General features: G+C 40.5%; 18 protein-coding genes. 11 read left to right on the forward strand and 7 right to left on the reverse strand.

All coding sequences use genetic code 11. From position 1 onward, the window contains the following. The first annotated feature begins 12 nt into the window (after nt 1-12). Nucleotides 13-726, forward strand: coding sequence for a hypothetical protein (locus GGR21_RS01755; RefSeq protein WP_183305413.1), 714 nt, complete (start codon nt 13-15; stop codon nt 724-726). 208 nt (nt 727-934) lie between these two features. After that, nucleotides 935-1,162, forward strand: a complete 228-nt coding sequence (locus GGR21_RS01760; protein WP_183305414.1) for a winged helix-turn-helix domain-containing protein — start codon at nt 935-937, stop codon at nt 1,160-1,162. A 61-nt stretch (nt 1,163-1,223) separates the two neighbouring features. On the opposite strand, the gene GGR21_RS01765 is transcribed toward GGR21_RS01760, so the two are convergent. Next, nucleotides 1,224-2,249, reverse strand: coding sequence for an FKBP-type peptidyl-prolyl cis-trans isomerase (locus tag GGR21_RS01765; RefSeq protein WP_183305415.1), 1,026 nt, complete (start codon nt 2,247-2,249; stop codon nt 1,224-1,226). 271 nt (nt 2,250-2,520) lie between these two features. Between GGR21_RS01765 and GGR21_RS01770 the strand changes: the two genes are divergently transcribed. Then, nucleotides 2,521-4,332: a DEAD/DEAH box helicase gene (locus tag GGR21_RS01770; RefSeq protein ID WP_183305416.1), complete on the forward strand. Its 1,812-nt coding sequence runs from the start codon at nt 2,521-2,523 to the stop codon at nt 4,330-4,332. 56 nt (nt 4,333-4,388) lie between these two features. On the opposite strand, the gene GGR21_RS01775 is transcribed toward GGR21_RS01770, so the two are convergent. From GGR21_RS01775 to GGR21_RS01785, 3 genes are all read right to left on the reverse strand, one after another. Beyond that, nucleotides 4,389-4,580: a hypothetical protein gene (locus GGR21_RS01775; RefSeq protein ID WP_183305417.1), complete on the reverse strand. Its 192-nt coding sequence runs from the start codon at nt 4,578-4,580 to the stop codon at nt 4,389-4,391. A 38-nt stretch (nt 4,581-4,618) separates the two neighbouring features. Further along, nucleotides 4,619-4,978 (reverse strand): hypothetical protein, encoded by a 360-nt coding sequence (locus GGR21_RS01780; protein ID WP_183305418.1) that lies wholly within the window; start codon nt 4,976-4,978, stop codon nt 4,619-4,621. A 278-nt stretch (nt 4,979-5,256) separates the two neighbouring features. Beyond that, nucleotides 5,257-5,883 (reverse strand): hypothetical protein, encoded by a 627-nt coding sequence (locus tag GGR21_RS01785; RefSeq protein WP_183305419.1) that lies wholly within the window; start codon nt 5,881-5,883, stop codon nt 5,257-5,259. A 289-nt stretch (nt 5,884-6,172) separates the two neighbouring features. Here GGR21_RS01785 and GGR21_RS01790 point away from each other — a divergent pair, with 289 nt between their 5' ends. The 5 genes from GGR21_RS01790 to GGR21_RS01810 all read left to right on the forward strand — a co-directional run bounded on the left by GGR21_RS01790 (nt 6,173) and on the right by GGR21_RS01810 (nt 12,338). Continuing rightward, complete coding sequence (locus GGR21_RS01790; protein ID WP_183305420.1) at nt 6,173-6,904, forward strand: energy transducer TonB; 732 nt, start codon at nt 6,173-6,175, stop codon at nt 6,902-6,904. 269 nt (nt 6,905-7,173) lie between these two features. After that, nucleotides 7,174-7,365, forward strand: a complete 192-nt coding sequence (locus GGR21_RS01795; RefSeq protein WP_183305421.1) for a hypothetical protein — start codon at nt 7,174-7,176, stop codon at nt 7,363-7,365. Between the two features lie 210 nt (nt 7,366-7,575). Beyond that, a complete protein-coding gene (dxs, locus tag GGR21_RS01800) occupies nt 7,576-9,519 on the forward strand; it encodes a 1-deoxy-D-xylulose-5-phosphate synthase (RefSeq protein ID WP_183305422.1) in 1,944 nt (647 codons plus the stop codon). Between the two features lie 11 nt (nt 9,520-9,530). Next, nucleotides 9,531-10,868: a Trk system potassium transporter TrkA gene (gene trkA / locus GGR21_RS01805; protein WP_183305423.1), complete on the forward strand. Its 1,338-nt coding sequence runs from the start codon at nt 9,531-9,533 to the stop codon at nt 10,866-10,868. 9 nt (nt 10,869-10,877) lie between these two features. After that, nucleotides 10,878-12,338, forward strand: coding sequence for a TrkH family potassium uptake protein (locus GGR21_RS01810; protein ID WP_183305424.1), 1,461 nt, complete (start codon nt 10,878-10,880; stop codon nt 12,336-12,338). 116 nt (nt 12,339-12,454) lie between these two features. On the opposite strand, the gene GGR21_RS01815 is transcribed toward GGR21_RS01810, so the two are convergent. The 3 genes from GGR21_RS01815 to GGR21_RS01825 all read right to left on the reverse strand — a co-directional run bounded on the left by GGR21_RS01815 (nt 12,455) and on the right by GGR21_RS01825 (nt 18,430). Further along, nucleotides 12,455-13,843 (reverse strand): sulfatase family protein, encoded by a 1,389-nt coding sequence (locus GGR21_RS01815; RefSeq protein WP_183305425.1) that lies wholly within the window; start codon nt 13,841-13,843, stop codon nt 12,455-12,457. 97 nt (nt 13,844-13,940) lie between these two features. Beyond that, nucleotides 13,941-16,622, reverse strand: a complete 2,682-nt coding sequence (locus GGR21_RS01820) for a cation-transporting P-type ATPase (RefSeq protein WP_183305426.1) — start codon at nt 16,620-16,622, stop codon at nt 13,941-13,943. Nucleotides 16,623-17,203: 581 nt separating this feature from the next. Beyond that, nucleotides 17,204-18,430: a hypothetical protein gene (locus tag GGR21_RS01825; protein WP_183305427.1), complete on the reverse strand. Its 1,227-nt coding sequence runs from the start codon at nt 18,428-18,430 to the stop codon at nt 17,204-17,206. A gap of 939 nt (nt 18,431-19,369) precedes the next feature. Here GGR21_RS01825 and GGR21_RS01830 point away from each other — a divergent pair. The 3 genes from GGR21_RS01830 to GGR21_RS01840 all read left to right on the forward strand — a co-directional run bounded on the left by GGR21_RS01830 (nt 19,370) and on the right by GGR21_RS01840 (nt 21,776). Further along, the gene (locus GGR21_RS01830) at nt 19,370-19,924 is read left to right on the forward strand and encodes a hypothetical protein (RefSeq protein WP_183305428.1); all 555 of its coding nucleotides are present in this window, start codon (nt 19,370-19,372) and stop codon (nt 19,922-19,924) included. A 255-nt stretch (nt 19,925-20,179) separates the two neighbouring features. Further along, a complete protein-coding gene (locus GGR21_RS01835) occupies nt 20,180-20,701 on the forward strand; it encodes an RNA polymerase sigma-70 factor (RefSeq protein WP_183305429.1) in 522 nt (173 codons plus the stop codon). 73 nt (nt 20,702-20,774) lie between these two features. Beyond that, a complete protein-coding gene (locus GGR21_RS01840; protein ID WP_183305430.1) occupies nt 20,775-21,776 on the forward strand; it encodes a FecR family protein in 1,002 nt (333 codons plus the stop codon). Nucleotides 21,777-21,792 lie beyond the last annotated feature (16 nt).

Consider the following 21,792-nt stretch of genomic DNA (forward strand, 5'->3'; position numbering starts at 1 on the left):
AACAGATCAGATATGAAACGAACTTACACAATATTATGTACATTATTGCTCTTGTTTTTATCGAAACAGGATATTTCCGCACAATTTGTAGTGGCTCGGGATACCATAAAGGGTAGTATAGACTTCAGTCCCCGTCTTGGGGATTTAACACATCGGATTCTGGTTCCTAACGATTCGGTATTCTATATGTATCCTGCTGATCCCGAAATAGACCCCTGGCGATATGTGGATTATTATACACCATCGCGAACTATCGAAAGGGGGTATATCAGAGGAACTAATCTGATGAGGGTAGATGATTATGAAATGATAGAGGTTGAAAGACTTTCTGCTCATGGGTCGGTTTCGTTTCGGGGTGATGATGTACGGGTAAATGTCTCTGTTACTCCCGTTAATTCAAAAAATACCGCATTGGAACAACGGGTGAGAGGGTATCTTATCAATGGTAAGCCTGTGATGGGTGTAGGTAGGAATGAATCCCCGAAACTGAAATATCAGTCGATATCAGTTTCTATCAAAGGTAAGAATATAATATTCCCCAAAAAGGTGTACGAGCATCTGCTAGAGCCCGAAATCGATAATATGGCAGTATATTACAATGCCACAAAAAAGACTGTCTACATTATGGCTAACAATGGCGGGATGGCTGCACCGTATAATGTTCTTTGGGTAGTATCCCCTAAAGGTGCGGCGAATGTGTATGTTTTCGATCCAATGACAAAATAACACCTGTGTAAATATATGAATAACTTATTGCAATAATATTTGAAAATTCAGTATTTTATTTATATTTTTGTTTTAAGAAGATATGCTTCAATGCCCTTATACGTTAAATCGTTAACGTACTTTTCTTTGTGAATTTACCGCAGAAGGTAAATGCTTTTTCTGTTCTAGTGAGAGTTGTTTAAAATCCAAGTACTAAAAATGTAAAATCATGATTAAAGATGATGTTGGAATCAATGCCGGTAATATCCTAAGCTTATTATCTGACAAAGGGAAATTATCCATTCGGGAGATTGGGGAGTTTACAAATTACAAAGACAAAGTAATATTCATTGCTTTGGGTTGGTTGCTTAGGGAAGATAAAATCAGTTGCTCCGAAAGGAACGGGCTACTATGTATAGAAACGAAGTTGTCTTGTGCAACTGAAATCTATTATTAATAAAATAGAAAACGGGGCTAATATGAATTTGGCCCCGCTTTGTTTTTCTATAGTATGTCTTTTATTTTGCGATATCAATCAGCTCTACTTCAAATATCAGATTTGAGAAAGGCTTTATTGTTCCCTGATCTCTGCTTCCATATGCCAGGTCATAAGGAATATATAGTATCCATTTAGAACCCACAGGCATCAACAGCAATGCTTCTGTCCAGCCTTTTATTACCTGCCCTACGCCGAATGTAGCGGGTTCTCCTCTGTCGATACTACTGTCAAAGACAGTTCCGTCTAGCAAAGTGCCTTTATAATGCACTGTTACGCGGTCGCTTGCAGTTGGTATTTCGCCAGTCCCCATTGTTATCACTTTATACTGTAGTCCATTAGGGAGGGCGATCACTCCGTCTTTAGTTTTGTTTTCAGCCATAAATTGATCCCCTTCTGCTATCTGGGTGGCATATTGCGCTTTTAGATCTTCTGCTTTTTTTGCTTCGTTTGCTTGCTGTGCTTTCATTGCTGCGTTCTGAACAAGATCGTCCGTGTTTTCTATCAGCATTTTCTCGTCTTTCAGGCTGCTGGTAAATGCCGCCACAAAGGCGTCCATATTTATTGTCTTTCCTTCTCCCAGTACTTCGCCACTAAACCGTTCTGTTGCTGAGGATATCTGGCTTCCAATAGCAACACCGGCATTGTATGAGCTTTTGCTCTTATCTTGATTCAGCGTTTGAGAAAAACCTGAAAGAAATTCGTCAAGACTCTTAGTGTTAGCTTTGTCTATAGAGTCTTTTTTAAACTTTAGCTCACTTTCTAATTTAGCTATTTTCGAAGCGTCTTTTTCATTTGCGATTTTTGTAGCATAATCGGAACTGATATTTGCAGTATCGGCTAAAACACCCATCTGTTGCAGGTAGCCTTTTAGTCCGTTTTGCACCATTGATGCTCCCAGCGCATAAGAGATGGAATCTTCTGCTGTCTTAAGGGTGATCTCTTTTATCGGCGAGACCTTTTTCGCTGCTGTTTTTTTCTGAGCCGATATAGCCAAAGGGCTCAATATAGCGCATGCAATTAGAGTGAGTAGTAAAGAATTCTTCATTTTTTATGATTTTATTTATTGATATTCATTTTGTTATAGTTCTCTTATCTAAAGTAAGTGTTCTTTTAACAATTAAATGCAAAAATAGTGTTTTTTATTCTTCTATTTTGATTATCTGTATAAACTTATTCTAAAATCATGTGAAAACATAAAAACTAATCGCTATCTTTGCGCCTCTTTTATGGCTAACTCTTTTATGTCGAATGTTTTTTGGGTGGGAGTGAGTCATGTAAAGACTTAATTACCACAATAGATATTTGAAAATTTTTTAATGAGAACATTTGAAGAGTTAGGGGTTGCCGCGAATATTCGCAAGGCGATCGAAGAAATGGGATATGAGAATCCTATGCCTGTTCAGGAAGAAGTGATTCCATACCTGCTTGGCGAAATTAGTGATGTAATAGCATTGGCGCAAACCGGAACAGGGAAAACCGCTGCATTCGGCTTGCCGTTATTACAAAAAATAAATGTAAAAGAAAATGTGCCTCAGGCGCTTATTCTTTGTCCTACCCGCGAATTATGCCTACAAATTGCCGGCGATCTTGCGGACTATTCCAAATACATCGATAATTTACGTGTTCTGCCCGTTTACGGCGGCTCCAGTATCGAAAGCCAGATCAAGTCTCTGAAAAGAGGAGTGCAGATCATTGTTGCCACTCCGGGGCGTCTTATCGACCTTATCAATCGCAAAACAGTAGAACTGGAAAATGTGAAATATGTAGTGCTGGATGAGGCTGACGAGATGCTCAATATGGGATTCATGGAAAGTATTGATGAGATACTGGGTAAAGTCCCTGAAGAAAGGACAATGCTCCTTTTCTCGGCTACCATGCCGAAAGAGATAAGCAAAATCACTCGTAAATACATGCAGAGTCCTAAAGAAATAACTATAGGACGTAAAAACGAGGGTGCGAATAATGTGAAGCATGTCTACTATATGGTACATGCAAAGGATAAATATCTTGCGCTGAAACGTATTGCCGATTATTATCCCAGTATTTACGGAATCATATTCTGCCGCACCCGTCGCGAAACACAGGAAATAGCTGATAAATTAATCCAGGATGGATATAATGCTGATGCTTTGCACGGAGACTTGTCGCAGGCTCAGCGTGATTATGTAATGCAGAAATTCCGTATAAGGAATCTACAGTTGCTTGTTGCTACTGATGTGGCTGCCCGTGGAATAGATGTGGATAGTCTTACACATGTGGTAAACTACGGCTTGCCCGATGATATAGAATCTTATACGCACCGCAGTGGCCGTACAGGGCGTGCGGGTAAAACCGGTATTTCTATTGCGATTGTCCATGTAAAAGAAAAAGGAAAGATTCGCGAAATCGAGAAAATAATCAACAAGAAATTCGAACAGGGAGTTATTCCATCGGGTGAAGCTATCTGTGAAAAGCAGTTGTTCAGCCTGGTAGACCGCATAGAAAAGGTAAAGGTGAACGAAGACGAAATATCGAATCTTCTTCCTTCGGTATACCGCAAACTGGACTGGCTCGAAAAAGAAGATATTATCAAGCGCGTGGTAGCTCTTGAGTTTAACCGCCTGATAGATTATTACCGTGATGCCGAAGAAATAGAAACACCATCAGACCGGTCTTCCCGTGACGACAAGTCATTCCCGAGACGTAAAGACAGGGAACGTTCCGATCGTTCAACAGGAGGGCGTGTTGCGGAAAGAGGATATTCGCGCCTGTTTATCAATGTAGGCCGTACCGATAATGTAAATCCGGCTACACTGATGGGGCTTGTAAATGATTTTGTGCCCGAAAAGATTGCCATAGGCCGTATAGATATCATGCAGAACTTCTCTTTCTTTGAAGTACCTGAACGCGATGCTCAGAAAGTAATAAAATCGATGAGCCGGCAGGAGCAAAACGGTCGTCGCCTGTCTGTAGAAGTTGCTCAGGGCGGGAACAGTTCTGCCGATAGAGATCGGGGAGGGCGGGAACGCGATCGCGACCGTGGAGGTTTTCGCGATAGGAGTCCCCGTAGGAATACAGATTCCAGACCTTCGAATTCGGGTTCATCAGATAAGAAAGGTCACAGAAAAGGTCGTAAACCAAAATATTGACAAATAATAGAGAATAGCTGTTTTGAGATCGAAGCAGCTATTTTTATTATGTGATGTCACCTCGGCTTTTTTGCTCTTCTGTCCATTTCTTTGGAATGCAAGAAGATGGCAAGGGGAAGAAGGGCAAAAGCAAGAACAGTATACATTTTTTTTCTTTTGGGTGATATTTTCTTATCACTTGATACTCTATCAACGAAGACCAAACGGTCATCCATATTCATCTTGTTCAGGTCTTGTATTTCTTTCATTTTGTCCAATTGGTTTTAGCTGTAATCAACAGATTCTTCTAGAAGATCATACCTAATAGGTCCTGTTCGTACACAAATTGCAGAATCATGTTTACCCCGCACATTATAAGCATTATAGAAGAAATAACTAATGCTATAATACTTTTATAATTATGCGTCCTCTTAAATATACATATTGCCGATATGATTATACTTACTGCCGACAAGCCAAAAATAAGAAACATCATAAGAATAGAACCGTAAACATATATGTAGCTTATTATCAGCCTTATTTCATTATGGTTATACCCGGTCTTGGGAAGTTCGAATGTAAGAAAATTAACCAAAAGGAGCAGAAATAAAATTCCGACTCCCAGCAGAGCTAATGTAAGGTTTAATTTAGGGATATTCCGATTCATGCTGTTCATTTTATATTAAGAAAATTCTGGGAAAAGTGTGTCCCTCCTTGTTTTTCGATTTAGATATTAGTTTTTGTTAGATTCTATAGGATAGAATAGCTAAGGCGAATAAAGTATAAATTAACTTAAAAAGCAATAAGGTGTTGTATGTTGTTCAACATATCTGAAAGTCCGTATATGAATTAAAATCAGATAATGGAATCGTCTCTATTTTTTATAGAACCCCGCATAACTCGGTTACTCCGTGGTGAAAAATCGAGTTGAGTCTTGTGTGATTGTTAAAACTTGACAAAGTTTACATGTTTTTTGATTTTTTCCCTTGTCATGTTCCTCTTCTTTTTCTGTTCGTTTTTCCTCATAACAGGGGATATTGGACGGCTCACGTCTTTTTCAGCACAGGCCTCCGAAACCGGGGCTTTTACAATTTCTTCCCTTTCTTCCTGTTTGCCGGGCAATTCTTCCTCCTTTCTTCCTGTTTCGTTTTCTCCGGGTATATACTTTTCGTCTTTGCCCGTTTGCGACTGCGAAGAATCTTTCTTATCGTTCCTGTCCAGCAACATTTTTATTGTCCGTAAATCCGGCGGGCATTCCTTTTTGGTTATCGTCTTCGACTTCAGTACAGCTTCGCCTGTCGTCTCATCAGGCACATACACATCTTTCTCCACAAGGGTATAATACCCCTCCAGTTTCTTTTTCAGCGAAGCCTGCACTATACCCATGAGTTCGGTTTCGCGGTGTTTCATTGCCTGCTCTATCTCCAGCCGGAACTCTTCTTTGCTGTCCATCCAGTTATAAAATGCCTGTCTGCTGACTCCGGTTGCCATGCATACTTCCGAAATAGTGTAAAACTCGTCTGCTATGAGACCTGCCATTTTTTGTGCTAATTCAATACTGTACTTTGCCATAATTATTTTTTTTAGGAGTTAAAAGGAGTTAAGTAGATTATTTCTATGCTCTGACTCCTTTAACTACTTTCTCCTATAGATAATTGGTAAAATAAATTATTAATATTATTAACTTAAAGTCCAATTTTATATCTTATTTTTATCAAACAGGTTTGTTAATTGCAGAACTTATGTTTTCTTTGTTATAACATTGTTAACAAATTAAGAAAATAAAACAAACATGGTATTATCTGTTTCACGATTATCTTTTTTACTTTTTCTCTTCTATATTGTTCTTCCACAAAAGGCTTTGGCTTCAAATAGAGGTCTGGATGGCGGGGATACTATTTATGTTTCGACTGATAATGACAGGTTAAAGCAAAGTCTTGATCCGGACGCTGTTTTTATCAAAGTCGACAAAAAGCCTGAATTTGAAGGAGGGCATGAAAAGATGAGCAAGTATATAGAAAAAAATCTTCGTTATCCGGATGTTAATGCCGATTCGTTGATAAGTAAGACGGTTTATCTGAAATTTGTTGTGACAGAACGTGGAGATATTAAAGATATAACGGTACTCAAAGGCCTTACTCCTGCGTATGATGCCGAGGCTGTACGATTTGTGTCTTCTTTTCCTAAAATGACACCGGGAATGAAAGATGGAAAAGTGGTGACGACCCATTTCTATTATGAATTGCGTTTTATGAAAATAGACCTGCCGGAACAATATGCCGATAAGATGCCACGTTTTGTGGGTGGGGAAGGAGCTTTGGTCGCTTATATCCGGCAAAATCTGAAATATCCTAAAGAAGCAGAAGAAAGAAAGATAGAAGGGAGAGTGCTGGTTCGTTTTGTTGTCAGTAAGACCGGCAAAATAGGAGACATTCAAGTATTGAAGGGCGTCGGTTATCATCCGCTCGATGCTGAAGCTTACAGGATTGTAAAGGATATGCCCGATTGGGAACCGGGATTATTTGAAGGAAAACCGGCATCGGTCTATTTTACACTGCCTATTGTTTACCGCCTTAGAAAGCTTGGAAAGTAGATTATAAGACAATCGATAGTTAGGTTTAATCTAACGCACCCATCGGGTTTGTTCTTCATTTTGGCATTGCCCAAAACGAAGCAAAAGGATAGTGCTTGGTTCCCCGCCGACCTGTCAACGGCTTGCCGGCTAAACCAAATAAACTCGCCTTCGGCTCAGACAGAATTTGGTTTCACGCCGTCTTCACCGGACAGGTGCCCGTCGTAGGAACCTATGCACGGAAAGCTGGCGCACGATAGGGAATTACCCTGCCTTGGTGGCTTCGCCCGGTGGCATTAAGCCGTAGTGGGGGGCACCCGTCAGGCGAGAGGGGCGTGAAATGGAAAGCGTCCGCAGGACAATCTTTCCATTTAGCCCGTGAGCCTGTAACGGGTAGCACGAAGGATGAGCCACCAAAGCGTTTTTGGTTCCTTTTGGGGATTTGGCCAAAAGGGACACAAGCAATCTCCGATTGCGCGTAGTAAAAAATAATAGAACTATTAATTCTAACTACTGATAGGCAAGAATATCTGTGGTATATCGGCAGATAAGAGGCGTAGGTAATCCCTGTGTTAAATAAAGCGGATTTCAAGTGTAAATTAAGAACAATAAGGCATCATAACTGGTTTTTGTTTTATATATTTGCTTGTTTATTACGGATGTAATAACGGTTCTTATATAATAGAAAAGTTATGAGCGAACAACACGATATATCAATATTAGAGAAAATAAATTACCCATCTGATCTGAAGAGCCTGACTATGGAAGAGTTAGAGACTCTTTGCTCCGACCTCAGGAATTTCATAATAGACCAGCTCAGTAATAATCCCGGACATTTTGGTTCCAGTCTGGGGACAGTAGAACTTACAGTTGCACTTCATTATGTATATGATACCCCCTATGATCGCATAGTATGGGATGTAGGGCACCAGGCCTATGGACATAAGATACTTACAGGCCGGAAGGATAAATTTAATACGAATCGCCAGTTTGGTGGTCTTTCGGGTTTTCCCAATCCGGAAGAGAGTGAGTATGACGCCTTTATCGCAGGACATGCTTCCAATTCGATCTCTGCAGCATTAGGAATGGCTGTGGCTTCGGAATTGAAACATGAGCACAGGCATGTAGTAGCTGTTATCGGTGATGGATCGATGACCGGGGGACTTGCTTACGAAGCGTTGAATAATGCCAATTCTCAGCCAAACGATATGCTGATTATCCTGAATGATAATGATATGGCTATCGACAATAATGTAGGCGGGATACGTGACTATCTGGTGAAAATGACTACATCGCCCACCTATAACCGGGTGCGCAATGATGTTTACCAGAAATTTAAAAGAGGGAACCTGATCAGCGATCAGGGTAAGAACTTTATCCTGCGTTTCAACAACAGTCTGAAATCGCTGCTCACCAAGCAGCATAACCTTTTCGAAGGATTCAATATACGTTATTTTGGCCCTGTGGATGGACACGATCTTCGTAGCCTGATTCGCATCCTGCAAAATATAAAGGATATGAAAGGCCCGAAGATGTTGCATGTGCACACAGTTAAAGGCAAAGGGTTTAAACCCGCAGAAGTATCTGCTACAGTCTGGCACGCTCCGGGTAAATTTGATAAAGAAACCGGGGAACGGATTGTAGTAAAAAGAAAAGACCAGCCACAATTATTCCAGGATGTTTTTGGCCATACGCTGGTGGAACTGGCCGAAAAAGACGAACGTATAGTAGGCATTACTCCGGCTATGCCAACAGGGTCTTCCATGTGTTTTATGATGAAACAATTTCCCGACCGGGCATTCGATGTGGGCATCGCAGAGGCACATTCTGTCACTTATTCGGCAGGATTGGCAAAGGAAGGGCTCATACCTTTCTGTAATGTCTATTCTTCTTTTATGCAGAGAGCATACGACCAGGTGATCCACGATGTTTCGTTACAGAAATTGCACGTTGTGATGTGCCTCGACCGTGCTGGTATTGTGGGAGAAGATGGGCCGACTCATCATGGAGCTTTCGATCTTGCTTATATGAGGATAATCCCCAATCTGATAATAGCCTCGCCATTCGATGAGCATTATCTGCGCCATTTGATGTACACAGCCGCCTATGGCAATGACGGCCCGTTTGTAATTCGCTATCCGCGCGGGCAAGGAGTTCTCATCGACTGGGAATGCGAAATGAAGCCGCTGGAGATCGGTAAAGGGCGAAAACTGAAATCGGGGAAAGATCTTGCTGTACTTACCATCGGGCCTATTGGCAATACTGCGCGTGATGCTATAGCTACGGTGGAAGAACAAGGCTATTCCATCGCCCATTATGATATGATATTCTTAAAACCGATCGATACGGATATACTGAAGGAAGTTGCCGAAAACTTCAAGAACGTCATGATTATTGAAAACGGTGTGATAAAAGGCGGATTAGGTAGCGCCGTATTAGAATATTTTGCGGAAAACGATTATCAGAATATAAAGGTAACCCGTGTAGGGCTGCCTGATGAATTTGTCACACATGGTTCGATTAAAGAACTGAATAAACTTTGTAAACTTGATATTGATGGCCTGATTCAAAGGATGCAGGCTGTGTTGAAAACAGCAGACGTCAGTAAAAAGGAAGAAATAAAAGTTGTAAATTAAGTGTCGGTGAAATGAACATTGTAATTGCAGGAGCAGGAGCAGTAGGAACACATTTGGCTAAACTATTGTCAATGGAGAACCATGATATTGTGCTCATGGATCTTGATAAAGAGAAACTTAGCTTTACAGGGAGTAATCTCGAAATGATGACAATGACAGGCTCGTGTACCTCGTTGAAAGACCTGACTGAAGTTGGTATCAAAGAAGCTGATCTTTTTATTGCTGTTACACCCGAGGAGTCTACAAATATTACAGCGTGTATGCTGGCTGCAAATATGGGAGCAAAGAAGACCTTTGCACGTATCGACAATTACGAATATCTGTTACCTAAAAACAAGGAATTTTTCGATAAACTGGGGATAGGTTCCATGGTCTATCCCGAAATGCTGGCTGCAAAAGAAATAGTATCAGCCCTGAAGCGTCCCTGGGTACGGCAATGGATAGAACTCTGTGGTGGGGCTATAATCCTTGTTGGGGTGAAAGTGAGAGAAAATTCGGAATTGGCAAATAAACATCTCTTTGACCTGAGCAATGCCGAGAAGAAATTCCATATTGTAGCTATAAAGAGAAATAATAGAACTATTATCCCGACAGGTAAAGACCAGGTGCTTCCGGGAGATATCGTGTTTTTTACTGCCACAAAGGAGAATGTGGAAGAGCTTCCCCGGATAGCCGGGAAAACAAGCTTTGAAGTAAAGAATGTGATGATAATGGGCGGTAGCCGCATTGCTATACGCACCAGCCAGTATTTACCCGATAGTACAAATATAAAATTACTGGAGTCGGATAAGGAAAAATCATATAAATTGCTTGAAAAATTACCGGGCAATGTCACTGTATTTCATAATGACGGGCGCAATGCCGAGTTTCTTCTTCAGGAAGGGATCGAAGATATGGATGCCTTTGTAGCCGTAACAGGTAACTCCGAGGCCAATATTCTTGCTTGTATGGCAGCCAAGCGATTCGGGGTGCGTAAGACTGTAGCCGAAGTGGAGAATATGGATTATATGTCGATGGCCGAGAACCTCGATATTGGCTCTATTATCAATAAGAAACTGATTACAGTCAGCAATATCTACCGTTTCCTGCTCAGCGCCGATGTATCAAATGTGAAATCGTTGACAATAGCCAATGCGGATGTGGCAGAGATAATCGCCCGTCCGAATTCATATATAACCAAAAAAGAAGTAAAGAAAATAACACTTCCTAAGAATGTGACCTTAGGGGGTCTTATCCGTAATGGAGAACCAATGATGATAGACGGGGAAACACTTATCGAGCCTTATGATCATGTGGTCGTTTTCTGTCTTGATGATTCATTACGTGAAGCCGAGAAGCTTTTCCATTAACTGAGAGCTATGGGTAAATTCAATTATCGTTTTATCTTTAAGACAATTGGTTTTCTTCTCATCATAGAATCGTTATTTATGATGCTGGCTACCGTTGTGTCTTTCTATTACCGCGAATTAGCCGGCGATGCCATGCTTATCAGTTCTAGTATTACCTTTTTCAGTGGTATATTTATCCGTCTGATCGGAACAGATGATTATGAAAGGTCGATAGGTAAACGGGAAAGTTTTCTTGTTGTATCTCTCACCTGGGTCATTTTGTCTGCGTTTGGAATGTTACCATTTTATTTAAGCGGGGCGATACCCGATATCAGCAATGCATACTTTGAAACCATGTCGGGCTTTACTACTACCGGGGCATCTATACTTACAGATATTGACAGTATGCCGAAGGGTTTGCTTTTCTGGCGCAGTATAACACAATGGATAGGAGGTATCGGTATCATTGTATTTGCGTTGGCTGTATTGCCCATAGTGGGTGGTAATGCATCTGTGCTTTATGATGCCGAGACAACGGGGATTGTGCATGAGCGTTTCCGTCCGCGCGTTACACAGGTGGCCAAACGGCTTTGGGTGACGTATATATTTGTAACGGGAATTTTATTCGTCTTGTTGTGGGTGGGGCCTATGAACATGTTCGACTCCATTTGCCATGCTTTGGCTACGATGTCGACAGGAGGGTATTCTACAAAACAAGCCAGTATTGCCTACTGGAACTCGCCGTATCTGGAATATGTGCTGAGTGTATTTATGTTTATCGGTGGTACAAACTTCGCTCTTATCTTCTTCTTACTGAGAGGTGTTCCCAAAAAACTGTTGAAAGATGAAGAATTTCGATGGTATGCGGTTATATGTATTATTTTCACGGTTGTAATAGCCGGCAGCCTGTATTTTTCCGGGACTTTCGATAATATAGAATATTCGTTGCGAACATCCATGTTTCAGGTCGTATCTATTATTACTACCACAGGGTTCACTTCTGTGGATTATATGGACTGGGGCGCATTTTACATCTTTATGCTCTGCCTGTTGATGTTGTTCTGTGCCTGTGCCGGTTCCACATCGGGAGGAATTAAGATCGTACGTATCATTGTATTGTTCAAGAATGCCATAAACGAATTTAAACGTCAGGTACACCCGAATGCCATACTTCCCGTAAGGTTGAACGGACAAGTGATTCCTATAGATATCGTGACCAAGATATTGGCCTTTATGTTCCTTTATCTGGCGATCCTTGTGGTCAGTTTCCTCGTTCTTTCGTTTATGGGTATCAATTTCGAGGAATCGATAGGTGCGGCAATCACCTGCATGGGTAATGTCGGGCCGGGATTGGGTGATATAGGACATAACGGACACTTTAACGATGTGCCGTCTGTTTCTAAATGGTATCTTTGTTTTCTTATGCTGACCGGGCGTCTGGAACTATTTACTGTGCTTTCTTTGTTTATGCCTGCATTCTGGAAACGTTGAAAACTCTCGTGCCATGCTGAAACCGAGCTGAAGCATCCCTTTATGTCAAAAGAGATACTTTTCTATCGTTGTTGATACTGTTTCCGTATGTAAATCCGGGAAGTCTATACTTAAAATTATTTGATAATATCTCCCGTAATACGGTCGTTTCGGTCCGGCTTTAGTTTCCCTTCTCCGGGAAATACATCACCGGTAGCATTCATCCATGTATCGAGAGCCAAACGCATTTCGATAAGTACCGGGTTTTGTTTCTTATTTTTCGCAAGGTTATGTAAGCAATGCATATCTTTTCTGGTATCAAATAGTTCTTCTGGAGCACGCGGCACAATGAATGTATCTGATTGCTCAGATGACAGCTTCCCTTTTTCGTAATCCTCTTTCATACGAAGGTGCGAAGGCATTTTTATAACATCGAATACAGCAGGGTTTGTCAAATGAGGGAGCCAATTTCTTATGTAGAGACATTCTTCGGTAATAACAGCCCTCTCGAATGCTTTAAACACATGCCAGTTGTGTTCACCAAATGCATATTTTCTTATACGATGTTCTTTATCTTTCAAAATTGGCACCATACTAAATCCTTGCATACCTGCGCTTTTCTCCAATCCTGCTACATCCAGTACTGTGGGTGCTATGTCCACGGCGCTGGCAAGACTTTTCGTAACACAACCTGATTCTATAAATGCCGGATAACGGACTATAAATGCCGATTTCAGTCCCTGCACATTGACTCTTGATTTGCTTTGATGAAACGGTCTGCCGTTGTCGCTCATAACAATTATCAGCGTATTATCCAATACGCCTTCTTGCGCAAGCATATCAATAACCTGCCCTACATGTTTATCGAACCTTGTTATTTCATTATAATACCCTATTAATTCGGCTCTCATTTCGGGTGAATCCTGAAGATATGGGGGAACTGTAACATCCTCAGGGGTATATGGGTCTGCAAATTCACTATCCGTGTACGGACGATGTGGATCGTGGGAAGCTGCAAACATAAAAAAAGGTTGATTATCCGGGCGTTCTTTTATCGCTTTCTGCCAAAGATCATCCATTGTCAAGGATGTATTCCGGCCTGTATCGGCTATAAAATCAAATTTAGCCCGCAATACGGGGGTATTTGTACCATGAGATTTTCCGACAAGCATAGTATAATATCCTTTAGAGCGTAACGCATCAGGAATCAGGCTTGTATAATCAGGCATGTTTTCGTGCAAATTCATTGCGTTAGTATTATGCGGATACATTCCCGTTAGAATTGATGAACGGCTGGGACTCGAAGAACTTGCTGTGAGATAAAAATTGTCGAAACGCATTCCCTGGGCGGCAAGCCTGTCTATATTGGGCGTTTTTATCAGATTATTACCGTATGCCCCGGACTCTTCCCATCCCCAGTCATCGGCAATGAATATTAATATATTGGGGAGTTGTTTTTGAGCCATAACCAGTTGAGGGGCGAGCATAGTTCCCGTGGCAAAAAAGAAAATCTTTTTATTTATCATTGGTAGATACTTAAAATTAACTTTATGAATCTTACGAAATTATAAATTTTAGATAATATAAACAATATATGCCAATCAGTAATTAGAATTATCTATATTACAATTTCGCCAGCCCTAATCTGTTCATTATAGCTTTCTCCAGTTCTACTACAAAGAATACAACTACCCCCAATACAATAGGGTATATCCAGTAATGAGCTTCCAGCGGATATGTACCGAATACATCATTCATAAATGGAATATAGGTAATCGCGAGTTGCAGCACAATAAGTAAAGCCGAAACCACAAATACCGCCTTATTTGAGAAGAAATCTTTATTTATGGCAAATTTGCTGATGCTACGGCTGTTGAACAAGTGAAACAACTGAGCAATCACAATGGTCTGCATTGTAACTGTCTTCACTATTATTTCTGATACCCCGTTCTCGATAAGATTCAGGTTCATCCATAAAGTTCCACCTCCGATCAGTACCGAAACGAAGAGAATCCGCCAGATGAAATAGCCGCTCAACAGTGGCACCTTAGACGATCTCGGAGGGCGTTTCATCGCATCGGGTTCTATATTCTCAAATGCGAGGGCTAATGATACCGTAACGGATGTCACCATATTTACCCATAATATTTGTACAGGAGTGAGCGGCATCATTGTCCCGAAAAGTATACTGGCTATAATAAGGAAACTTTCCGCGCCGTTTGTAGGCAGAATGAAGAGGATCGTTTTCTTCAGATTGTCATAGACCCGCCTGCCTTCTTCAACAGCGGCGGCGATTGTGCTGAAATTGTCATCAGCCAGAACCATTTCGGACGAATCTTTTGTAACCTCTGTCCCTTTGATTCCCATGGCAATTCCCACATCGGCCCTTTTCAAGGCGGGAGCATCATTTACGCCGTCTCCTGTCATGGCGCAGATAAAGCCATTCGATTGCAATGCTGTTACCAGTCTTAACTTATGTTCGGGGCTGGTACGGGCAAAGATATCGTATTCCTGAGCTGCTGCAGCAAGCTGTTCGTCATCCATTGCCTCCAGGTCTCTTCCCTGAAGAGCTTTTTGCCCGTCCCCGATGCCCATCTCTTTACCAATGGCTTTTGCGGTATCGGCATGGTCTCCGGTAATCATTTTTACCCGGATGCCGGCTTCTGAACAAATCCTTACTGCCTCAATGGCCTCTTCCCTTGGCGGATCGATAATTCCCGCTAAACCAAGGAATATAATATCATTCTGAATGTCTTCGTGCGATATTTTCGTTGTATTACTATCCACTATTTTATACGCTGCACCGATCAGGCGTTGTCCTGTTTTAGCGAGTTTCACGATCTTGTCTTCCCAGTATTTACGGTCGAAATCCTGTACTCCCTTTTCCGATCTTTCCTGTGATGCCATATCCAGCAGGCGGTCGGGCGCTCCTTTTATGAAGACAATCTTCTTTTCTCCGGTATCGGCAAGGATAGCCATGTATTTATATTCCGAATCAAACGGGATTGTCGAAACCCTTGTTATGTTTAATTCATTCAGATTGGCCTTATCATATAAGGTGATCAGTGCTCCCTCCGTCGGGTCTCCCTTTACTATCCATCGGTCATTTTCATCCAGTCCCAGCGAAGCATCGTTACAATAGTAGAAACAGTCGATAAGTTTTGTCAGCACGCGTTGATTTTCAAAATCCACATCTTCGCCCTTATAAGTGATTTTGCCTTCAGGGGCATATCCGGTTCCCGATACATTAAATATATTATCTCTTGTGACAACATTCTGTACGGTCATCTCATTTTTTGTAAGTGTCCCCGTTTTATCGGAACAGATCACAGATACCGATCCTAATGTTTCCACGGAAGGCAGCGTACGGATAATTGCCTTCCTCTTCGCCATATTTTGTACCCCGATAGCCAGAATGATAGAAAGAATCGCAGGTAATCCTTCGGGTATGGCAGCCACGGCCAGACCTATTACCGACATTAAAAGCTCGGTGGCTCCGTAGTCCCTGAAAAAATACCCGAACACATATATTAATACAGCAATGCCAACGATAACAATTGATATTGTCTTTCCGAATTTTGCCGTTTGTCTGAGCAAAGGTGTTGTAACGGGGTCCATTTCGGAAATCATTTCATTTATCTTTCCTATTTCCGTATCGGCACCTATTTCCACAACAATACCTTTGCCTGTTCCTGCACTTACTGTTGTACTCGAAAATGCCATATTGCTACGGTCTCCCAGCATGGTATCTCCATCCAGTGTTTGCGCACCTTTTTCAGATGGGACTGATTCTCCGGTGAGCAGCGACTCTTCTATTTTAAGGTTGCTCGTACTTATCAGCCGCAGGTCTGCAGGGACTTTGTCTCCCGGGTTCAGCAGAACAAGGTCTCCTATGGTCAACTGTGATGCATCTATATCAGTACGTTGTCCGTTTCGCATCACAGTCGCTTTCAGCGAGAGTAAATTCTTGATGTCTTCCAGTGCTTTTTCTGCTTTGTTCTCCTGAAAAAATCCAATGGCCGCATTTGTAAACGCGACTACGGCGATCACTATAGTATCTACATAATGTCCCAGCATGGCAGAAATAATAGCTGCAATAAACAGGATATAGATCAGTATATCATTGAAATGCTTGAAAAAACGGATTAAAGCGCGCTCTTTCTTTTTCTGGGGAAGTCTGTTCTCTCCGAATTTCTCGTGATTTTTTTGTATTATATTATCTGTAAGTCCTTTCTCGGCATTTGATTGCAGGTCTTTAATAATAGTATCGTTATCTATCGCATACCATTTCTTGTTTTCTTTCATATATATAGTTGATTTGATAGTGTGAAAGTTTTAACATTTTCATGTTACAAACAAAGCGAAGTATGCAGATGTTCAATTTTTAACATTAAATATAATTTCTCTGGCACAGGTGAGAATAGGATAGGTTTTCTCATAAAAAATGTTCTTTCGGATTTATAATCTCACGTTCCTCTGTCCTTGCTTGCCCTACAGACTGGAAGTTTATAGGGCAAGGGTCGCCAATGCCCTTGACGTTGCTATAAGTCGTAAAACTGCTATTCCAGAGGGTATTCAACGAAAGATTGAGCAAGACGACAATATGAGTATTCTGTGCATTAGTAAAGACACCATTCTCATATCCTCATAGAGCTTGCCTTTTCCGTTAATGGCATTTATTACATGTGCTTCAGAAAGAGGCTATTATGATCGAAAGTTCTCCTGATGCGGATAAATTCGAAGATTCTTTGAATAATAATACTGATTATGTGTTAACTGGGACTTGATGAAAATGAAATAAAAGCCCCTGCCGGAAAACAGACAGGGGTCGCCCCGAAAGGGTATTCCAAAACTACATAATACTACAAAATTATAAAGGAGTTTGGTTAAAGTTTCCAATAAACCATGCTCGTACGTACCGGACAAGCGGAAATATTACCGCCGGAGCACATTTTTTGTCTTAATATCCATTTTCGGGTAGTAACTCCACCTGTCGGGCGGTGCATAGCTATAACAACCCTGTCGCCGGCCACAAAAGTACCGCCCAGCATTATGGTATAACTATAATCGGTATCATCAACGGGAGTTGATAAATCAATTTCTGCCGCATCGATAACGTTCGCCAGATTCTGATTGTTGCGTGCCAGATAGATGTAATAGGGCTCTCTGTTATAAATAGCAGTAGTTCCACCTTTAGTCACTAATCCATAAAGCCTGAGGCAAAAAACGTAAGTTCCGCTCTCTGTGATTTCCACATTGCCACCCTCAAAAGGAAGCATATTGGCGGTCTGTGGACTATTATTAGCGTATTGCGCATTGATGGTTACATCTGCCGATAAGTTTTTGACATAAATAGATTTTACATCACCGTCACCTATTGAAACATTATTGCAGGTATGTCCTAAAAAAATTATATCGAAAGAGGTAACGATGGGTGAGGAAACAGTAGGCGTACCTGTAATTTTGTACGACACTTCACCTCCGCCGACAGCAAGCGTGCCGGCAATGAGCTCAATAAACAATCCGTTGCCGATAGATACGGGCGTCGTGGCTTCGTATGCCCCCCCGTTGCCACCTGTATAAGGGATTTTCAAAATGCCTACGTAGGGTTGCCCCTCCGTATAAATATTGGGGATAATGGTTATATTGTCACACAGTAGTTCGTCTATTTGCGGGGTAATAACCGTCTGGCTCTCAAAAATCCGCCAGTTTAAGCCGTTCCAGATATACAAGCCGTCCTCCAACGCGATTGGCGAATTGACGTTATACACGGTCAGCCCCGTGTGCTTGCGGTCTTCATCTGCCTTATTGAAAGGCTTTGTACCTATTTTGTAGCCACCCGAGCCGTCCGACTCGAACATCGGAAAGAGGTTCTCTCTGTCAGTAAGTTTCACGCGCGGAAATAGCATTCCCTTGTCGCTCGTTGAGTTATCGGAAGAAGTAATGATACGTTCTTTAAGTTCCAGCGCTGCGCCTAACTCAGGCTCTATCCCCGAACCGATCGTTATCTGGGCGCGGGTATGGAGCATAGTGCCAAAAATAAACACCAGGAATAACACCGTTTTTAAAACGGTGACGCTGCATTGTTTTTGTTTAAAGTTTGCTTGATCCATGTAGTTAATGTTTTAGTTTATAAAAATGATTAATCTCTTTTCTTACTGTAATTGTTTATATTTATATCTGCATTCTATTTCTTAGTTATTATCCTGTATAAAAGCTTCAATACTCCCTATCCCGACCAGGTGCTTTCCCAAGCGGCGGAAAGGATACGGGGATGAAGACAAATATTAAAGACAAATAAGTAATTCCCCGTCTTGCAGAGTATTGAAACTTTTGAAAGAATATAGTGTAGTTTGCGAAAAAATTGCATCAAAAAAAACGGCCTGCCGTCCATATTACAACAGTCCGCAGGCTTGCCATTATTGCCGAAAAAATTATTGTGCGTATCATGCATCATTCGGGCGCATGCGCGCCCGAATGATGAAATCATTGTGAGTAACGTGGGACAGGCGAATGTTAGACTCCTGCAAAATCGGAAATTCTCAGAAAAACTTCCGGAGTTTTTTTTAATTTGTAAAATATTTTTTAGGTTATTGCGCAGTGGTGCGCGCAGTAGTGCGCATGCGTTCATGTAACCACGCGTGATATATATGCATAAGAATCTTATGCACATGAAATGCGCATAAAAAAGTGTCAGGAATAATAAAAAGGGATGGTCAGTTAATGATGTGTGTGTGTGCTCTCTCTCTCTCTCTCTCTCTCTCTCTCTCTCTCTCTCTCTCTCTCTAATAAAACAATGCTAACTACCAAATTTTCAGGCAGAAAAATGGCACATGGTTTTGCGTCTTTGTGAGTTAATGTCATCCTTATTGGTAATCTGTTTGCTTCTAAACTTGTCTGTTTGCAAATATAGGGAATGAATTTAAGAATGAAAAATTATATGTGAAAATTTAACAAATAAAACTTAAAAAATGATTACGGAAGGGAAGGTATAATTCATATTTTACAGATATAAAAAGATTAATTAACTTCGTGATATAAAAAATAAGCATATGAATCTCGATAAAATACCGGAAGACCGTCTTTTTCAGAATAATACAAAAGAGGAAGTGATACGTTGGGCCAGAAACCTTGAATTTTTCCATTATATGCGTGACCGTGGCGGGCATAATTGTGAGGGCGATTCTTTTTGTGTATATCTGAAATATAATGACAGGAACGATCTTATAGCAAAGCTTTCGACAATAGGTATAGAACCGAAGCCTTTGGCCGAAGGATTTATTGCTTTCGATCCTTTTGAATCTTATTCGTTCGATGATCTGGATAAACTGAAGATCACGATTGCTCAATTCCCTGATTTGGAGCAACCTCAACATGTCGAGATACTCGGATATAAAGTTCATGTGTGGGTATTGAATAACCGCTTCGAAATATCCGTTTCAGGTACCAGGGACGGGCAAGTATATAAGGTTTCCGAAGACGATTTTCAGGTCTGCCTTCATTTGGAGGAACAATTTAGAAAACTCGGATGGAAATCTATTCTTGACGAAGAGATAAAGTCTCATTCTCATTGTGTATCAAAAGAGATATACCCCGAATTATTTTAACCCGGCGATTTTCACCAGTTCATTTGGTTAATAATTTGGACGTAATTTTATTTTCATATCTTAACCTATGTCATTATAGTCGCGCTATCTCATGTTTTCGGAATTAAGTAAGGTTTTTTCTCTGATCCATATTCATATCTTTTATATTAATTTTAAGAGTTCTGAAGTGGTGTAATTATTATTATTTTTGTGCCAAGGTAATTGTATAATTATGTACCTTTGGCATATCGGCCAGCTAATACTTGATACATTATTATGCTTAATAGAGAAGATTTTGAACATACTTTTAATCTTTATTACCGGTCATTATGTAAATACCTGTTGTTATTTACGGACGATTTTGGAATGATTGAAGATACGGTTCAGTCTATATATGTTAAACTTTGGGAAGATAAGGATACTATCTCTATCAATTATATAAAAACATACCTCTTTGTATCTGCCAAAAACAGAATACTCAATTCAATACGCGATCAACAAAAAAGGAGGGATCTACTTCAGGATTATTTTGTAAATGAGCTGATAAAAGAACAAGCCGATGAAATTATTGATATCGACGAGTTTATTTCTTTAGTTGAAAAATCAGTAGATGACCTGCCTCCTAAAACCAAAAATGTATATTGTTTGAGCCGTTATAACAATATGTCATATAAGGAAATTGCCAGCAAAGAAAATATATCTGTAAAAACAGTCGAAAACCATATTTCAAATGCTTTACAGAGAATTAATAATCATCTGAAAACATATTATAAAAAGGTATTCAGCATTTTTCTATAAAGTTCCTTTATAAAGAGTAGGGGTTTTTCATAAATCACGTGTCTTAATAATAAAGAAGAATATAAACTATAAAATGGAAAAAGAATATATCTATACCTTAATTTCTAAATACTTGAATGACGAATGTACTCAGGATGAGATTTCTTCTGTTCTCGATTGGTGCAATGAATCGGAAGAAAATAAAAAAGAGTTCATTTATCTGAAGAAGGCATGGATAATATCTGATAGAAAAAATGATGAATATATTTCTTCTTCAGCTCCTAATATATGGAATAATATACTGACTGGCATATCGCAAAAGACATCAAAAACATATACAAAACGCTCTTTGATCTATTATACGGCAATATCTGCTGCCGCGGCAATTGTTTTGATGTTTTGTCTCAATATATTTATGAATGGTGGTGCCTGGGGGAATGATGCCGAGTATGCACATTTTTATATGCCACGTGGTGAAAAAGGCCAGTTGTTTCTGCCCGATGGAACAAAAGTATGGTTGAACTCAGATTCTAAACTGACCTTCGGAAATGATTTTAATTCGAAGAACAGGGTTGTCAGTCTCGATGGAGAGGCTTATTTTGATGTAGCCAAAAGCGATAAACATAAGTTTATTGTGAAGACAGCATCTGTTGATGTAAAAGTGCATGGAACAGCATTTAATGTTACAGCTTATGCACAGTCGGGCATTGTGGGCGTTTCATTGCAACGGGGATCGGTCAGCATATATAAAAGTGGATCGGACATAGAACTGGCATCTCTGGTTCCTAACCAGCGTGTATCAATTAATAAAACCTCATTTCTGACAGAGATTAATTCGTTTGCAGACGACTCAGACATATCGTGGACATTCGAAGAACTCATATTTGACCATGCGCCATTGAAAGAAGTATTTTCCAAAATGGGGAATTGGTATGGTGTGAATATCGCAGTAGCATCATCTCCGTCGCAACATGATTTGAAGTACCGCTTTAAAATAAAAAGTGAATCATTAACGGAAATTCTGGAATTAATAAATAAAATGACGCCAATCGAATACAAAATAGACGGGAAGGAGGTGACGATCAGATATAAATAATAATACCATGAAAAAA

This window comes from Dysgonomonas hofstadii (assembly GCF_014196915.1).
Lineage (GTDB): Bacteria > Bacteroidota > Bacteroidia > Bacteroidales > Dysgonomonadaceae > Dysgonomonas > Dysgonomonas hofstadii.

Coding starts and splice junctions, on each gene's coding strand:
- GGR21_RS01840 (WP_183305430.1), top strand. CDS start 20,775: ATGGAAAAAGAATATATCTATACCTTAATTTCTAAATACTTGAATGAC.
- dxs (WP_183305422.1), top strand. CDS start 7,576: ATGAGCGAACAACACGATATATCAATATTAGAGAAAATAAATTACCCA.
- GGR21_RS01810 (WP_183305424.1), top strand. CDS start 10,878: ATGGGTAAATTCAATTATCGTTTTATCTTTAAGACAATTGGTTTTCTT.
- GGR21_RS01780 (WP_183305418.1), bottom strand. CDS start 4,978: ATGAATCGGAATATCCCTAAATTAAACCTTACATTAGCTCTGCTGGGA.
- trkA (WP_183305423.1), top strand. CDS start 9,531: ATGAACATTGTAATTGCAGGAGCAGGAGCAGTAGGAACACATTTGGCT.
- GGR21_RS01775 (WP_183305417.1), bottom strand. CDS start 4,580: ATGAAAGAAATACAAGACCTGAACAAGATGAATATGGATGACCGTTTG.
- GGR21_RS01770 (WP_183305416.1), top strand. CDS start 2,521: ATGAGAACATTTGAAGAGTTAGGGGTTGCCGCGAATATTCGCAAGGCG.
- GGR21_RS01765 (WP_183305415.1), bottom strand. CDS start 2,249: ATGAAGAATTCTTTACTACTCACTCTAATTGCATGCGCTATATTGAGC.
- GGR21_RS01760 (WP_183305414.1), top strand. CDS start 935: ATGATTAAAGATGATGTTGGAATCAATGCCGGTAATATCCTAAGCTTA.
- GGR21_RS01785 (WP_183305419.1), bottom strand. CDS start 5,883: ATGGCAAAGTACAGTATTGAATTAGCACAAAAAATGGCAGGTCTCATA.
- GGR21_RS01835 (WP_183305429.1), top strand. CDS start 20,180: ATGCTTAATAGAGAAGATTTTGAACATACTTTTAATCTTTATTACCGG.
- GGR21_RS01825 (WP_183305427.1), bottom strand. CDS start 18,430: ATGGATCAAGCAAACTTTAAACAAAAACAATGCAGCGTCACCGTTTTA.
- GGR21_RS01820 (WP_183305426.1), bottom strand. CDS start 16,622: ATGAAAGAAAACAAGAAATGGTATGCGATAGATAACGATACTATTATT.
- GGR21_RS01755 (WP_183305413.1), top strand. CDS start 13: ATGAAACGAACTTACACAATATTATGTACATTATTGCTCTTGTTTTTA.
- GGR21_RS01830 (WP_183305428.1), top strand. CDS start 19,370: ATGAATCTCGATAAAATACCGGAAGACCGTCTTTTTCAGAATAATACA.
- GGR21_RS01815 (WP_183305425.1), bottom strand. CDS start 13,843: ATGATAAATAAAAAGATTTTCTTTTTTGCCACGGGAACTATGCTCGCC.